Origin of the sequence: Cupriavidus sp. D39, assembly GCF_026627925.1 — a bacterium.
In the GTDB taxonomy this organism is placed as follows: Bacteria; Pseudomonadota; Gammaproteobacteria; order Burkholderiales; family Burkholderiaceae; genus Cupriavidus; species Cupriavidus ulmosensis.
The window spans coordinates 3,893,139-3,907,802 of record NZ_JAPNLE010000009.1 but is presented as its reverse complement, the minus strand read 5'-3'; the positions used below and the strand labels follow the sequence as shown (position 1 = coordinate 3,907,802).

At 67.1% G+C, this 14,664-nt stretch carries 12 protein-coding genes, 2 pseudogenes and 1 riboswitch; of the genes and pseudogenes, 3 read left to right on the top strand and 11 right to left on the bottom strand.

What is annotated here, in order from left to right:
• Positions 1 to 50: 50 nt before the first annotated feature.
• Complete coding sequence (locus tag OMK73_RS30320; RefSeq protein ID WP_267605276.1) at positions 51 to 2,003, bottom strand: lytic transglycosylase domain-containing protein; 1,953 nt, start codon at positions 2,001 to 2,003, stop codon at positions 51 to 53.
• Positions 2,004 to 2,156: 153 nt separating this feature from the next.
• Between OMK73_RS30320 and OMK73_RS30315 the strand changes: the two genes are divergently transcribed.
• On the top strand, positions 2,157 to 2,717 hold the full coding sequence (locus tag OMK73_RS30315) for a 5-formyltetrahydrofolate cyclo-ligase (RefSeq protein WP_267606568.1): 561 nt from the start codon (positions 2,157 to 2,159) through the stop codon (positions 2,715 to 2,717).
• A gap of 764 nt (positions 2,718 to 3,481) precedes the next feature.
• On the opposite strand, the pseudogene OMK73_RS30310 reads toward OMK73_RS30315, so the two are convergent.
• The 5 genes and pseudogenes from OMK73_RS30310 to ahcY all read right to left on the bottom strand — a co-directional run bounded on the left by OMK73_RS30310 (position 3,482) and on the right by ahcY (position 7,485).
• Positions 3,482 to 4,236 (bottom strand): annotated as a pseudogene (locus OMK73_RS30310) (Mut7-C RNAse domain-containing protein).
• Between the two features lie 39 nt (positions 4,237 to 4,275).
• Positions 4,276 to 4,638, bottom strand: a complete 363-nt coding sequence (locus OMK73_RS30305) for a TfoX/Sxy family protein (protein WP_267605275.1) — start codon at positions 4,636 to 4,638, stop codon at positions 4,276 to 4,278.
• A 23-nt stretch (positions 4,639 to 4,661) separates the two neighbouring features.
• On the bottom strand, positions 4,662 to 5,492 hold the full coding sequence (gene metF, locus OMK73_RS30300) for a methylenetetrahydrofolate reductase [NAD(P)H] (RefSeq protein ID WP_267605274.1): 831 nt from the start codon (positions 5,490 to 5,492) through the stop codon (positions 4,662 to 4,664).
• A gap of 62 nt (positions 5,493 to 5,554) precedes the next feature.
• The gene (locus OMK73_RS30295) at positions 5,555 to 5,908 is read right to left on the bottom strand and encodes a phage holin family protein (RefSeq protein ID WP_150989950.1); all 354 of its coding nucleotides are present in this window, start codon (positions 5,906 to 5,908) and stop codon (positions 5,555 to 5,557) included.
• A gap of 144 nt (positions 5,909 to 6,052) precedes the next feature.
• A pseudogene (gene ahcY, locus OMK73_RS30290) lies at positions 6,053 to 7,485 on the bottom strand (adenosylhomocysteinase).
• 132 nt (positions 7,486 to 7,617) lie between these two features.
• Positions 7,618 to 7,698: riboswitch (S-adenosyl-L-homocysteine riboswitch) on the bottom strand.
• A 73-nt stretch (positions 7,699 to 7,771) separates the two neighbouring features.
• Here ahcY and thiD point away from each other — a divergent pair.
• Together thiD and OMK73_RS30280 are read left to right on the top strand one after the other, a co-directional pair.
• Positions 7,772 to 8,602, top strand: coding sequence for a bifunctional hydroxymethylpyrimidine kinase/phosphomethylpyrimidine kinase (thiD, locus tag OMK73_RS30285; protein ID WP_267605272.1), 831 nt, complete (start codon positions 7,772 to 7,774; stop codon positions 8,600 to 8,602).
• Positions 8,603 to 8,975: 373 nt separating this feature from the next.
• Positions 8,976 to 9,416, top strand: coding sequence for a PGDYG domain-containing protein (locus OMK73_RS30280; protein ID WP_267605271.1), 441 nt, complete (start codon positions 8,976 to 8,978; stop codon positions 9,414 to 9,416).
• A 4-nt stretch (positions 9,417 to 9,420) separates the two neighbouring features.
• On the opposite strand, the gene OMK73_RS30275 is transcribed toward OMK73_RS30280, so the two are convergent.
• The 5 genes from OMK73_RS30275 to OMK73_RS30255 are packed head-to-tail and all read right to left on the bottom strand — an operon-like array spanning position 9,421 to position 14,642.
• Positions 9,421 to 9,867 (bottom strand): PaaI family thioesterase, encoded by a 447-nt coding sequence (locus OMK73_RS30275; RefSeq protein ID WP_267605270.1) that lies wholly within the window; start codon positions 9,865 to 9,867, stop codon positions 9,421 to 9,423.
• Positions 9,868 to 9,888: 21 nt separating this feature from the next.
• Entirely contained in the window at positions 9,889 to 10,101 is a 213-nt protein-coding gene (locus OMK73_RS30270) for an acetyl-CoA carboxylase biotin carboxyl carrier protein subunit (RefSeq protein WP_267605269.1), read from the bottom strand.
• The gene (locus OMK73_RS30265; protein ID WP_267605268.1) at positions 10,101 to 11,522 is read right to left on the bottom strand and encodes an acetyl-CoA carboxylase biotin carboxylase subunit; all 1,422 of its coding nucleotides are present in this window, start codon (positions 11,520 to 11,522) and stop codon (positions 10,101 to 10,103) included. The genes OMK73_RS30270 and OMK73_RS30265 overlap by 1 nt, the downstream gene beginning before the upstream one ends.
• Complete coding sequence (locus OMK73_RS30260) at positions 11,519 to 13,630, bottom strand: acetate--CoA ligase family protein (RefSeq protein WP_267605267.1); 2,112 nt, start codon at positions 13,628 to 13,630, stop codon at positions 11,519 to 11,521. Before OMK73_RS30260 ends, OMK73_RS30265 begins: the two co-directional genes overlap by 4 nt.
• A gap of 1 nt (position 13,631) precedes the next feature.
• On the bottom strand, positions 13,632 to 14,642 hold the full coding sequence (locus OMK73_RS30255) for a tripartite tricarboxylate transporter substrate binding protein (RefSeq protein WP_267605266.1): 1,011 nt from the start codon (positions 14,640 to 14,642) through the stop codon (positions 13,632 to 13,634).
• Positions 14,643 to 14,664 lie beyond the last annotated feature (22 nt).

Genomic DNA, 14,664 nt, shown 5'->3' with positions numbered 1-14,664 from the left:
CGGCTGCCGCATCGGCCTGCAGACCGCGCTGCCTCTAAGGCGTTAAAACCTCAGGGCAGGCTGGTCGTGGTGACCTGCGACGGCGACACCACGCCCAGGCGATCCTTGAGCGACTGCGGCCGGCCGCTCATCAATGCAGCATAGTACGTGGCGTTCGACAGTACATTCTTCACGTAGGTCCGGGTCTCCGAGAACGGAATGGTCTCGGCGAAGATCGCACCCTCGACCGCGCGCGGCAAACTGGAGCGCCAGTTCTTGGGACGGCCCGGGCCAGCGTTGTAGGCGGCCGACGCCAGCGTCCAGGAGCTGTCCAGGTCGGTAAACACCATGCTCATGTAGTTGGTGCCGAGCTGGATGTTGATATTGGGATCGCTCATCATCGAGGGCGAGAAATCGCTCATGCCGATCTTGCGCGCCACCCACTTGGCGGTCGCCGGCATCACCTGCATCAGGCCATGGGCCCCCGCCGAGGAGCGCGCGTTCATGATGAAGCGCGATTCCTGGCGCACCAGGCCATAGGCCCACGCCATGTCCAGGCCCACGTCATCGGTGGCGCGCTGCATGATGTCGCGGTACGGCATCAGGAAGCGCAGCGAGAAGTCGTGCTCGGCCTGGGTGCGGTCGGCCGTGTTCACGGCGCGGTCCAGCAGCTCGATGCGGCGGGCGTAGTCGGCAGCGGCCAGCAGCTGGCGGTCGGTCATGCCGCGCAGCTCCCAGTTCCATTCGCGGTTGCCCTCGAAGCGCAGGTTCAGGTCATAGAGCTTCTGCGCGCGCAGGAAGCCCGGGCGGGTGCGCATGGCATTGACCTCGGCATCGCTGACCGCCGTGCGTGCCGGCAGCACGATGCGATTGCCCAGTTCCTCGCTGGCCAGCTGGCCATAGAAGTTGAACTGGCCGGCAATCGACTGGAACTGTTTCTCGGCCTCGGCGCCGCGGTTGTCCGCCTTGAGCGCGCGGCCGTACCAGTACGTCCAGGCCGGGTCCTTGGCGCGCAGCTCGGGGCGCATCAGCTCCACCGCCTGGCGCACCTGCCTCCAGTCGCCCTGGCGCAGCGCGGCGCGCACGCGCCACTCCTGCGTTTCGTCTGACAGCCACTGGTTGCCGCCCAGGTCCATCTGGCGGCGGTAGTAGCCGGCCGCCTCGGGCGCGAGCTTCTTGGCGGCAAACTGGCCGATCACGCCCCAGCCAGCGCCCTGCTCCTCGCGCGACAGGCTGCCGGCGTTGGCGCTGAGGTAGGCCGCGGCCTGGGAGGGATCGTTGCGCGCCATCTTGACCACGGTGGCGAGGGCGTCGCTGTCGCCGCGCGCGTCGGGCACGGTGGCGGCGATGCGCCCGGCCAGCGTCACATAGTTCTGCTCCAGCGCCTGGCGTGCCTGGAAGGCCGCGTCGCTCGGCTCGATCTGCTTGCTTTGGGCCAGGTAGCCGATCAGGTCGACACAACCTTCGCCGTAGTAGCGTGGATCGCTCAGCGCCGCGCGTGCATCCGCCGCCACGTTCTGGCCCTTGAGCGCGCGCGACAGCAGCGCGTAGCACTCGACCTGCGTATCGTCCTTGAGCACGAACTGCGGGTATTCGACATCGAAATTGGCCCAGTCGCGCTTCTTGCCCAGCACCAGCAGCCAGTCATTGCGCATGCGGTCGGCAATGGCCTGGCCCTTGTAGCGCTGCAGGAAGGCGCGCACCTGGTCGTCGGGGGCATCGATGCGGGCCAGGCCGCTGGCATCGAACATCTGCGGCTTGATGCGGAAGTACTCGACGTAAGACGAGATCGGGTAGTCCACCAGCGTGGCCGAGATGGCGTCGGTGCGTGCCACGTCGTTCTTGCGCGCGGCGTCGCGCAGCGCCACGAAAGCGTCGTCGGGGTCGCTCGGGATGGCGAGCGACTGCGATTGGGGTTGCGGCTGGGGCCGTTTCTGCGCAAATACCGGCGTGGCAAGCAGTGCGCACGCGATCGCCGCCAGGGCGGCCTTGGCCGCACGCTGCGGATATACTCCCTTCGGCATTCTTCTTCCTTGTTGTGACGGCCGGACAACACCTTTCGAGGGCGCGCATCCGACCGTGCAATGTTTGGTCAACTACAGACATTATCCCACGCAGCCATGCCCAGCGACGACGTTCGCAGCCCCTCCGGCGAGTCCGGAAAGCCTGATCCCGGCATGCAGCGAGCGGCGCTGCGGCGCCAGCTGCTGGCGCTGCGCGGCGCCTTGGCGCAGCGCAGCGCCGCCGACGCCGGCATCGAAGCCGCGCTGGCCGCACTACTGGAGCGCCTGCCCGTGCATCGCCTTGGCTTCTACTGGCCGATCCAGCAGGAGTTCGACGCCCGTGGCGTGGTCTCGCGCTGGCTGGCCGGCGCCCCCGGGCGCCAAGCGGCCCTGCCGGTGGTGAGCCGGCCGGGCGCGCCGCTGGATTTCCACCTGTGGGAGCCGGCTACGCCGATGGTTGCCGGGCACTACGGCATTCCGGTGCCGGACGGCACGCCGCCCTTGCAGCCTGACGTCCTGCTGATTCCATGTGTCGGTTTCAGCGGGGATAAGTTCCGCCTGGGATATGGCGGCGGGTTCTATGACCGCACGCTGGCGGCGCTGGCTGCCGGCGGGAACGCGCCGGTGGCGATCGGCATCGGCCATGAGGCCTGCCGGATTGCGCTGGTGCCGCAGGAGCATGATTTGCCGATGGATTGGGTGGTTAGTGAGGGGGGTGTTTTGAGGGATTGGTGATACATCCCGTTGCGGGGTTGGTCGCTGTTTCTTTGATCGGCGTTGGTTTTTGCACCCAAAAGCCGTACGACATCCCCCTGCGGGGGCTGCCGGTCACTCTTCTTTGCGCGGCAAAGAAGACTAACGAGAAGAAAGCCGCCCTGCCGGGAGCAGAGCAATAAGGCTTTCGAATCTCGATGGTTTCGTCGTACGGCCCAGAGTGCCGGCGGGCTTCTGCCGGTACCGGTTTGACCTGCCACGAACCTGCCAGCCTCCGGGATGCGTGGTGGGGCCCCCGGTAGCAGGCATCACTTGCTTCAAGCCGTCTGTCGCTCGCGAATTGGCCGGCCACGAAGTTGCAGGCGCACCGGTTCCGTCGTGGGCGCGGTGGCACGGGGTTGATAAGCCCGAGACCTTGACCACCGCGCCCGCCCCACCACGAAACCATTGACGGGGGATGTGTCGTGGTGCTTTGCACCGGTAACGGCAGAAGTGCGAATGGGCACCGCAAACGAGGTCAGGGGCCCCACGACGAAACCCATGGGTCATGCCATTGCGATGCCCTACGAGCCGGTAACGGCAGATGTCAGCAGTACTGTGGCCGTACGACGAAACCAGCGTCCTGCGCACTCGCGATGGCTCTGCCCCCGGCAGGGTCGGCTTTCTTCTCGTTAGTCTTCTTTGCCGACGCAAAGAAGAGTGACCGGCAGCCCCCGCAGGGGGATGTCGTACGGCTGTTGGGTCCAAGAGCCATCACCGCTCAATCAAACACAAACAGCACCCAACTAAAAACCTCCCCCAGGCACCAACTCATCCACCAGATCCCGCATATGCCGCCAATGCGACCCCTCCCAAAACACTCGCTGGCAGCAACCGCACGTCACAAACCGCTCCTGCCGCGCAAACACGCCCGCCGGCACGCGCCCGTCCACCTCGGCCTTGTCGATCCGTTGCAGCGGCACATTGCAGTCCAGGCACAGCGAGAACGGTCGCGCGCTGCGGGCCAGGTCGAGCCGCGCGAAGATCTCCCGCAGTTGCGGCGTGGCCTTGATGGCGCGCACGTAGCAGCCATGGGTGACCCCCGCCGCTTGAGCAGCTCGCGGTCCCGCGTGAGCACGATGCGGCCCTCGCGCATGGCGATGGCCTCGATCTCGCTATCGGCGTAGTGGTTGTCGTAGAGGGTGTCGAAGCCGGTCAGGCGCAGCAGGTGCGCCAGCCCGCCCAGGTGGGCGTCGGCAACGAAGCGCGTGGTGCGCAGCGGCTCGGCGCGCACGCGCAGCAACGGTGTGATGTCGAAGGCTTCGAAGCGGGGATAGACCGAGACGCGGTCGCCATCCTGCAGCAGGCGCTCGAAGCCGCATGACTCGCCATTCACCAGGATCAGCTCGACCTCGGTGTGCGGCACGCCCAGCGCCTCGATCATGTGCTTGACGGTGGCGGCGCGCGCGCAGGCGCATACGCAATCCCGGCCGCGCTGCGCGCGCGGCAGGAAATCGTTCAGTTCCTCGTAGAAACGAAACGTGGCGGTGACGGTGGCCATGGGCCAAAGTATGCCACTGCGTAGCGGCGTTTCAGCCGTTCAGCCGGCCTGGTTGGCCAGCCGCAGCGTGGATTCCACCGACAGCCGTGCCCAGGTGGTCATGGCCTCGGCCGATTCCAGGCAGGCCGGTGGCGCGCTCAAGTAATGCAGCATGGAGATCTCGCGTCCATTACGGCTGTAGCGAAACGGCTCGCCGCCCTCGGCCTCGAAGCGGCCGCGCGTCTTGTCGTCCACCTTCAGGAAGCAGCGCCCGCCCAGCACCAGCGCGAACACCAGGCCGTCGTAGTACAGCGCGTGGCCGCCAAACATGCGGCGCGCGGTGATAGGCCCGATGCGCGCCGCCAGCGGCCCCATCAGTTCGAGCAGGTGGTCGATGAAAGGGTCGGGGCGGCGGGCGGGCATCGCGCTTCGGGCAGGCAGGTGCCTTAGAGCTTCAGGCGTTGCCAGATGGCCTTGGTGGCGCTGGCCGTGTTGAGCGTATAGAAATGCAGCCCCGGCACGCCGGCCGCAAGCAGGCGCTCACACAGCGCGGTGACCACGTCCAGGCCAAAGGCGCGGATCGACTCGCGGTCGTCGCCGAAGCCTTCCAGGCGCTTGGCCACCCAGCGCGGCACTTCGGCGCCGCACATCTCGGAGAAGCGCATCAGCTGCGAGGAATTGGTGATCGGCATGATACCCGGCACGATCGGCACGTCCACGCCCATGGCGCGCACGTCGTCGACAAAGCGGAAGTACGCGTCGGCGTTGAAGAAGTACTGGGTGATGGCCGAGTCGGCGCCAGCCTTGACCTTGCGCACGAAATTCTCGAGATCGTGGCGGGGCGACTTGGCTTGCGGATGGTACTCGGGATAAGCCGCCACCTCGATGTTGAACCAGTCGCCGGTCTCGGCGCGGATGAACGCCACCAGCTCGTTGGCATAGCGGAACTCGCCGATCTCGCCCATGCCCGACGGCATGTCGCCGCGCAGCGCGACGATGTGGCGGATGCCGCCCTCGCGGTAGGTCTTGAGGATATCGCGGATGCTCTCGCGCGAGGATCCCACGCACGACAGGTGCGGCGCGGCCTCGATGCCTTCGCGCTGGATCTCCAGCACGGCATCCAGCGTGCCCTGCTGGGTGGTGCCGCCGGCGCCGAAGGTCACCGAGATGAACTTGGGCTGCAGCGGAGCGAGCTGCGCACGCGTGTTGCGCAGCTTCTCGGCGCCCTCCGCCGTCTTGGGCGGGAAGAATTCAAAGCTGAAGTAGCGGTCTTGCATGATGGTGGCGCGCCGCCTATGGCGCGGCGCGCTGAAAAATTGGCATGGGACGCCGGACGGCGTCAGGCGCTGCGGCGTTCGCCGAGCAGCACGCTCGACAGTGCCCAGGAAATCACGCTGTAGAGGATCGAGCCGAGCAGGGCCGCGCCAAAGCCGGTGACCACGAAACCGGCCAGCAGCTTGCCCACGAACAGGAACAGCAGCGCGTTGATCACGAAGATAAACAGGCCAAGCGTCAGCAGCGTCACCGGCAGGGTAAGGATCACCAGGATCGGGCGGATCAAGGTGTTCACCAGGCCAAGCACCAGCGCCGCGATCATGGCCGAGCCAAAGCCGCCAAGATGAATCCCATCGATCAGGCTACCCACCAGGAACAGCGCGGCGGCGTTGATGATCCAGACGGCCAACAATCTCATGACGGCTCCTTCGCTTGGGCAAGACGGATAACGGATTCGGGGCAGGAGGCCCGCGGCGCGCGGGCGCCGCGGGTTGACGAGCTGGCGGTCGATCGGAAACGGATCAAACAAAGATCAACTGCAGATCAACCGCTGATCAGCGAATCAATAACGGTAGTGATCGGCCTTGTACGGGCCTTCCTTCTTCACGCCGATATAAGCTGCTTGCTGCTCGGTCAGCTCGGACAGTTGCGCGTTCAGCTTCTTGAGCTGCAGGCGCGCGACCTTCTCGTCCAGGTGCTTGGGCAGCGTGTAGACGCCGACCGGGTACTTGCCGCTTTCGCGTTCCTGCCACAGTTCGATCTGGGCGATGGTCTGGTTGGCGAACGAGCTGCTCATCACGTACGACGGGTGGCCCGTGCCGCAGCCCAGGTTCACCAGGCGGCCCTTGGCCAGGATGATGATCTTCTTGCTGGGTTGGTCGCCAACTGCCGGGAAGACCACGTGGTCGACCTGCGGCTTGATCTCGTCCCACTCGTACTTTTCCAGCGAGGCGATGTCGATCTCGTTGTCGAAGTGGCCGATGTTGCAGACGATGGCCTGGTCCTTCATCTTGGCCATGTGGTCATGGGTGATCACGTGGTAGTTGCCGGTGCAGGTGACGAAGATGTCAGCCTTGTCGGCAGCGTATTCCATGGTCACCACGCGGTAGCCTTCCATCGCGGCCTGCAGTGCGCAGATCGGGTCGACTTCGGTCACCCACACCTGGGCCGACAGGGCACGCAGTGCCTGCGCACTGCCCTTGCCCACGTCGCCGTAGCCGGCCACCAGCGCAACCTTGCCGGCGATCATCACGTCGGTGGCGCGCTTGATGCCGTCCACCAGCGATTCACGGCAGCCATACAGGTTGTCGAACTTGCTCTTGGTCACCGAGTCGTTGACGTTGATGGCGGGGAACTTGAGCTCGCCCTTTGCGCCATCTGGTACAGGCGGTGCACGCCGGTGGTGGTTTCCTCGGTCACGCCCTTGATGGCGTCCAGGTTACGGCTGTACCAGGACGGGTCCTTGGCCAGCTTTTCCTTGATCGCGGCGAACAGGAAGGTCTCTTCCTCGCTGCCCGGGTTGGCGATCAGCGATGCATCCTTCTCGGCGCGGGCGCCCAGGTGCAGCAGCAGCGTGGCATCGCCGCCGTCGTCCAGGATCATGTTCGGGGTGCCGCCATCCTTCCAGTCGAAGATGCGGTGGGTGAAGTCCCAGTATTCCTTCAGCGATTCGCCCTTGAAGGCGAACACCGGCGTGCCGGAAACCGCGATGGCCGCGGCAGCGTGGTCCTGGGTGGAGAAAATGTTGCACGAAGCCCAGCGCACATCGGCGCCGAGCGCCACCAGCGTCTCGATCAGCACGGCGGTCTGGATGGTCATGTGCAGCGAGCCGGCGATGCGCGCGCCCTTCAGGGGCTGGGCAGCGGCGTACTCGTCGCGGATGGCCATCAGGCCGGGCATTTCGGTTTCGGCAATTGCGATTTCCTTGCGGCCCCAGCCGGCGAGGCCCAGGTCGGCCACGAGGTAATCGTTTTTCAGGTCAGTCACTGCGTTCATGTTTCACTCCGATGAAGAGTGGCGACGAAGGACGAGTGCGGGGAAATACGGCCGCGCCATGCAAGGATGGTGAAAACCAAGGCCATTGCATAACGGGCGGATAGGTCGACTCGCCTCCGTGTGTGTGCCACGGATCAGCGAGCGCCGTTGAAGACAGTCCGAGCCTGGCGAATGGCACAATAAGGCCCATTCGTTGCAACGCTCCTCGGAGTGGCGGTATTGTAGCCTGCCAAAAGGCGCCGCGCATTGCCACCCACACGATTTTTATTTGCCGCCCGTCCGATACATGACCCAGACGACACACCGCCCCCCGCGCACCCTGACCATCGCCGGCTCCGATTCCGGCGGCGGCGCGGGCATCCAGGCCGATCTCAAGACCTTTGCCGCGCTGGGCTGCTTCGGCATGAGCGCGATTACCGCCATCACGGCGCAGAACACGCTCGGCGTGACCGGCGTGCACGCCATCCCGGCCGACATGGTGGCGGCCCAGATCGACGCGGTTGCCAGCGATATCGGCGTGGATGCGGCCAAGACGGGCATGCTGGGCACGGCCGCCATCGTCGAAGCGGTAGCCGCCGCGGTGGACCGCCATGGCATCCGCCAGCTGGTGGTGGACCCGGTGATGATCTCCACCTCCGGCGCCACCCTGGCGGACGACGCCACCACCCAGGCCATGGTGCGCCTGCTGTTCCCGCGCGCCGTGCTGGTCACGCCCAACCTGCCTGAGGCGTCCTATTTGCTGGGCCGCAAGATCACCCGGCGCGACGAAATGGAGCAGGCCGCACGCGACCTGGTCGCGCTGGGCTGCCCGGCGGTACTGCTCAAGGGTGGGCACCTGGATCCTGCGGATGCCGGGCTGGACGACCTGCTGCTGGGCGCCGACGGCACCGTGCGCGTGTTTTCACATCAGCGGGTCGACACCCGTAACCTGCATGGCACAGGCTGCACGCTGGCGGCGGCCATTGCCGCCCAGCTGGCGCGGGGCGATGCGCTGAAAGATGCGGTGGAGGTGGCGCTGGATTTCGTGGCCGATGCGATTGTGGCGGGCGCGGATTTTGCGCTTGGAGCGGGCAACGGGCCGCTCAATCACGGCTTTGCGCCGCGGGTGCTGGGGTGAAGCAAGCCAGTGGCGCCGGACGAATCCGCCGAACAGGCCAAGGCCGCGCGCCATGACGACGGCTGTCGCTCCCTCTCCCCTCAGGGGAGAGGGCTGGGGAGAGGGGTGGCTTAGCTAGGAGCCACTTGAAGCAAAGCCCTCGGTTTTGTCCAGCAGACGGCATATCGAGCGCCCGCCCTCTCCCCGGCCCCTCTCCCACAAGTGGGAGAGGGGAGCAAACCAGCGGCATTGAACCGAGTCGACGAATGGGCAAACACCGCGCGCCATGACGGCGGCTGTCGCTCCCTCTCCCTCCGGGCTCCCCCGGCCCACAAGTGGGAGCGCGAGCGAACCAGCGGTATGATTTGCGCCCCAGCCTGACATCCGCCACGCCATGCCTACCCTAGCCCACATCGACCTGCGCACCGACCCCGCTGCCGCCCTCTACCAAAAACACGAAGTAGTCCAGGTGGCCTTCGCCAAAGAACCCGGCGAACTCATCAGCCTCGAAGGCCCCAACCGCTACCAACCCGGCGACGCGATCATCACCGGCTCCACCGGCGACCGCTGGGTCGTATCCCGCGAGCGCTTCGACCCCAAGTACGATCCCCTGCAAGCCGGCACGCACGGCCAGGACGGCGCCTACCAGAACATCCCTGGCGTGGTGCTGGCCAAACGCATGGACGAAGCCTTCAGCATCGCCCGCTCCGCCGGAGGCGACGTGCTGCACGGCGCGGCCGGCGACTGGCTGATGCAGTACGCGCCGAACGACTACGGCATCGTCCAGCAGGCCCGCTTCGCGCAGGTCTACCGGCCGGCACCGAGCCAGGCCTGAAGCTTCAGTTCCCGCCGCTGCTCAGCGGCACCAGCTTGAACGCCGCGCGCGCCACGCAAACCACTTCACCAGCACCGTTCTTCACTTCGCCCTCGCAAAACGCGATGCGCGCCCCGCGCCGCATGCAACGCGCTTCCAGGTGCAGCTCGCCCCGCGCGGCGGCGAGGAAGTGCGTGGACATATCAATGGTGATCACGCCGGTTTCCAGCGGCGCGTGCGAGCGCGCGGCGCCACTGAGCGTGAAATCCAGCGTGGCCATCAAGGTGCCGCCGTGCACGTCGCCCCGGCTGTTGACCAGGAACGGGCTGGCCGGCAGGCGCGTGCGGCACAGGCCTTCTTCCATCTGCACGGGCTGCAGGCCGAGATGACGCATCAGCGGGATGTCGATGCCGAAATAGGGCTTCTCGGGCGTGCCCGGCGCCACCGGGACAATCTGAGCGGTGCTTTCCAAAACAGTTCTTCCTTATTGGCGTTATGCGAGTTCCACCACCGCCTGGCCCTCGGCGACGGCGTCGCCTTGCTGCACCAGGATGGTCTTGACCACGCCAGCATATTCGGATTCGAGCGGAATCTCCATTTTCATGGACTCGATCATCATCACGGCGTCGCCGGCCGCAATGGTAGCGCCAACTTCGATATGGATGGCGCAGACATGGCCGCTCACCGCGGCTTCGATCTTGTTCATCAGGCAGCTCTCTGGGTAGGTTGTTGGTTCTCTGCGGCGGGCGTAGCCAGCACGCGCTGGGCCAGCGCGGTATCGATGCGCCCGGCCAGGAAATCGGGATGCGCAAGCACGCGCAGGATGAAAGGGATGTTGGTCTTGACGCCGGCGATGGCGAAGTCTTCCAGCGCCGCGCGCAGCGTGGCGATGGCCTCGCCGCGATCGGCGCCGGTGGCGACCACCTTGGCCAGCATGGGATCGTAGTACGGCGTCACGCGGGCGCCTTCGGCGTAGCCGGTCTCCACGCGGATGCCCGCGCCTTGCGGCGGGCGGAACACATCCAGCGGGCCGGGCGACGGGAAGAAGCGCACCGGGTCCTCGGCATACACGCGCGCCTCGATGGCGTGGCCTTGCGCAGGCACCGCGCCGCCCGGCAGCACATCATCGATGCGCTCGCCGCGCGCCAGCCGGATCTGCGCGGCCACGATGTCCACGCCGGTGATCTGCTCGGTGACGGCGTGCTCCACCTGCAGGCGCGTGTTCATCTCCAGGAAGACGAACCCGGTCGCCGGGGTGTGCAGCATTTCCACCGTACCGATCACGTCGTAGCCAATGCCGGACAGCAGCGCCGAGAGCTTGGCCGCCATGGCCTCCACCTCGGCGCGGTCGAGCCCGTGCGCGCGCGCTTCCTCAATGACCTTCTGGTGGCGGCGCTGCACGGAGCAATCGCGCTCCCACAGGATGCGCACGCCGCCGCGGCGGTCGGCCAGCACCTGGAACTCGATATGGCGCGGCTGCTCGACCAGCTTCTCCAGGTACAGCTCGGCCAGGCCGAAGCTGCGCTGCGCCACCGAGCGCGCCTGCTGCCAGCCGGCGGCCAGGCCGGCCGCGTCGCGCACGGGCACCATGCCGATGCCGCCGCCACCGCCGGCGGGCTTGATCAGCACCGGATAGCCGATGCGCTGCGCCGCCGCGGCCACGGTATCCATGTCGTCTGGCAGCACCTCGGAGCTGGGCGCCAGCGGCATGCCTTGCGCGGCCATGAAGGCGCGCGCTTCGGTCTTGTGGCCAAGGCGCCGGATCCAGTGCGGGGACGGGCCGATGAAGCACAGGCCAGCTGCCTCCACGCGCTCGGCGAAGGCGGCGTTTTCCGACAGGAAGCCGTAGCCCGGATGTACCGCATCGGCGCCGCTGGCGCGCGCGGCATCCAGCAGCTTGTCCTGGTCCAGGTAGCTGGCCAGCGGCGGCGCTTCACCCAGGCGCAGCGTGACATCCGCCTCGCGCAGGTACGGCAGGTCCGCGTCGGCATCGGAGTACACCGCGACCGATTCCAGGCCCAGCCCGCGCAGCGCGCGGATGATGCGCGCCGCCACCGCGCCGCGATTTGCGACCAGCACGCGGCGCAGTGGACGTACCGTTTCATAAGCGTTCGTCGTGGCGTTCATGACGTCTCTCCCGCGCGGATCACCACCGCATCCACCAGCACCGGCGCCACGCTGCCGCGGCTCACCATGACCGGATTGGCGTCCACCGAGCGTACCCGTCCCTGCGAGCGCACCATCCAGTCGCCCAGGCGCACCAGCATTTGCGCCAGCGCGTCCACGTCGACCGCCTCCATGCCGCGCAGCGCGCCGAAAGCACGCGCAATGCGCAGCCGGCCGATGGCCTCGCGCGCTTGCGTGGCGCTGAAGGGCGCGACGAGGAACTGCACATCGTCGATCGCCTCGACCAGCACGCCGCCCTGCCCCACCATCACCACCGGCCCGTAGACGTCGTCGATATGCGCGCCGACAGCCAGCTCGAAGGCACCGCGCTGCTGGCGCGCAATCAGCACGCCGCCGTGCTTGACGCCTTCGCTCGCGGCCAGCCCGCGCAGCATACGGTCCAGGTCATCAAAGGCCGCCAGCGCCTGCGCTTCGTCGGCAAGGCCGAGGCGCACCAGGCCGAGCTCGGACTTGTGCGTGATATCGGGCGAGACGCCCTTGGCCACCACCGGCGTACCCAGCTCCGCCAGCGCGCGGCGCACATCGCCCGCGCTGTGGCACAGGCGATGCGCCACTACCGGCAGGCCCGCCTGCGCCAGCGCGGCCAGGCTCGCCACTTCGTCGAGCGATACGCTGGTGGCGCCACCGTCCTTGGGAACGGATGGCGGCAACGCGGCAGGCTCCGCCAGTGCCGAAGCATTCACTGCCACATGCTGCGCCAGCATGCCGAGCGCACGCATGGCCGCGCGTTCGCTGTCGAATACCGGCACGCCCTGCGCGCGAAACGCCTGCGCTACCCATTCCTGGTTGGCGCCGACCGCCACCGGCACGCCGCTGGCCGAGGCGAAGCGTCCGGTCTGCGCGGAGAAGTCGGCAAAGTCGTAGCCCTCGCCGCCGATGGGAAAGCCCACGAAGATCATGTCGGCCTGGCGCTGCGCGGCTACCACGTCCAGCGTCTGGCCGTAGATCTGCGGCTGGCCCAGCAATGCGGTGGTCATGTCGATCGGGTTGCGGGCCGACACGAAGGAAGGAAGCACCGCCTTGAGCGCGGTAGCGCCCTCGCCTTCGAACTGGCACAGCGAAAGCCCTTGGTCCTCGGCCGCGTCGGCCGCCAGCACGCACGTAGCGCCCGAGTTGCTGATGGCCACCACCTTGCGCCCGCGCGGACGCTGCCCGCCGATAAAGACCTGGCTGTACTCGACCAGCTCGCGGAAGTCCGCCACGCGCTGGATGCCGTGCTGGCGCAGGAACGCATCGGCCAATGCGTCCTCACCGGCCAGCGCACCGGTGTGCGAGCTGGCGGTGAGTTGCCCGGCCTGCGTGCGACCAGCCTTGACGGCGAGGATGGGGATGTCGCGCTGATGCGCGATCCGCGCGGCCTGCGCGAGCACCGCCGGGTCCTTCAGCGATTCGATATAGAGCAGCAGCACGCGGATTTCCGGATCGGCCGCGACCGCGCGCAGCACCTCGGCGGCCGTGATGTCCGCCTCGTTGCCGGTCGCCACCATGTAGCGCACGCCGATGCCCTTGCGGCGCAGCCCGCCATAGACAATGGAGGAACCCGCGCCGCTCTGGCTGACGATGGCCACCGGGCCGTCCTGGCCCGCTTCCTCATTGATCATGGTGGAGAAATGCAGGATGGCACCATCGCGGAAGTTGGCCACGCCCTGCGTATTCGGGCCGAACAGGCGCAAGCCGCCCACGCGCGCACGTTCGACCAGCTTGCGTTGCTGCGCGGCGCCAGCTTCGCCCAGCTCCGCAAAGCCGGAGGAATAAATCACCGCTGCGCGTGCCTTGACCGCCAGGCACTGGTCGATGGCCCGCTCGACTTCCTGCCCCGCCACGCTCACCACCACGAGATCGGGCGCATCCGGCAAGGCAGCCAGTTCGGGATACGCCTGCAGGCCCTGGATCTGCGCGCGCTTGGGATTGACCGGATACACGCGTCCGGCAAAGCCGTAGCGGCGCATGTAGTCGATGGGCCGGCCGCCGGCCTTGATGGGATTGTCGGAAGCGCCGAGGATGGCGACCGAGCGCGGGGCCAGCAGCTCGAGGATGTTGTCGCTCATCTCAGTCCACCTTCACCTTGGCTTGCGTCGCCACGCGTTTCCACTTGACCAGTTCGGCCTGCACGAAGGCGCCGAACTGCTCCGCGTTCAGCGTGCCGGGCGTGGTGCCGCTCTGCGCCAGGTTGGCCTTGGACTCCGCCGTGTTCATGCTTTTCACCGCATCGCGGTTCAGGCGCTCCACCAGCGGCTTGGGCAGGTTGGCCGGGCCGTAGAAGCCGATCCAGGTGGTGGCCTCGTAGCCGGGCACGCCCTGCTCGGCGATGGTGGGCACGTTGGGCAATGCCTCGCTGCGCTTGGCCGATGTCACGCCGATGGCCTTGACCTTGCCGTCCTTCACATACGGCGCCATCGTCATCACGTCATGGAACAGCGCGGGGATCTGGCCGCCGAGCAGGTCCGACAGCGCCGGCGCCGCGCCCTTGTAGGGTATATGCGTCAGCGGCGCATTGGTCATCAGCCGCAACAGTTCGCCCGACATATGCGTGGCGCCGCCGATGCTCGATGAGCCGAATGACAGCCCGTCCTTCTGCGTCTTCGCGTACGCCAGGAATTCCTGCAGGTTCGACACCGGCACGTTGTTGTTCACCACCAGCACGTTGGGCGTGGTCGCCAGCAGCGCGATCGGCGTGAAGTCCTTGGCCGCGTTGTAGGGCAGCTTGGGCCGCACCGCGGGATTGATCACCTGATGCGTGGCGCTGACCAGCAGCGTGTAGCCGTCCGGGCTGGCGCGCGCCACGATCTCGGTGCCGATCTGGCCGCTGGCGCCGGCGCGGTTGTCCACCACAAAGGGCTGCTTGAACTCGGCTTGCATGTCGCGCGCGATGCGGCGCGCCAGCAGGTCGGTCATGCCGCCGGCGGGAAAGGGCACGACGATGGTGACGGGCTTGTGCGGCCATTGCTCCTGCGCCTGCGCGCCGGCGGCGGGCAGCAGCGCGGCGCCAACGGCGAGCGTTGCGGTGACGATGGCGCCAAGGGCGGGACGGTGCGCAAGTAAAGGTCGGTGATTGGGCAAGGCTGTCTCCATTGATCGTTTG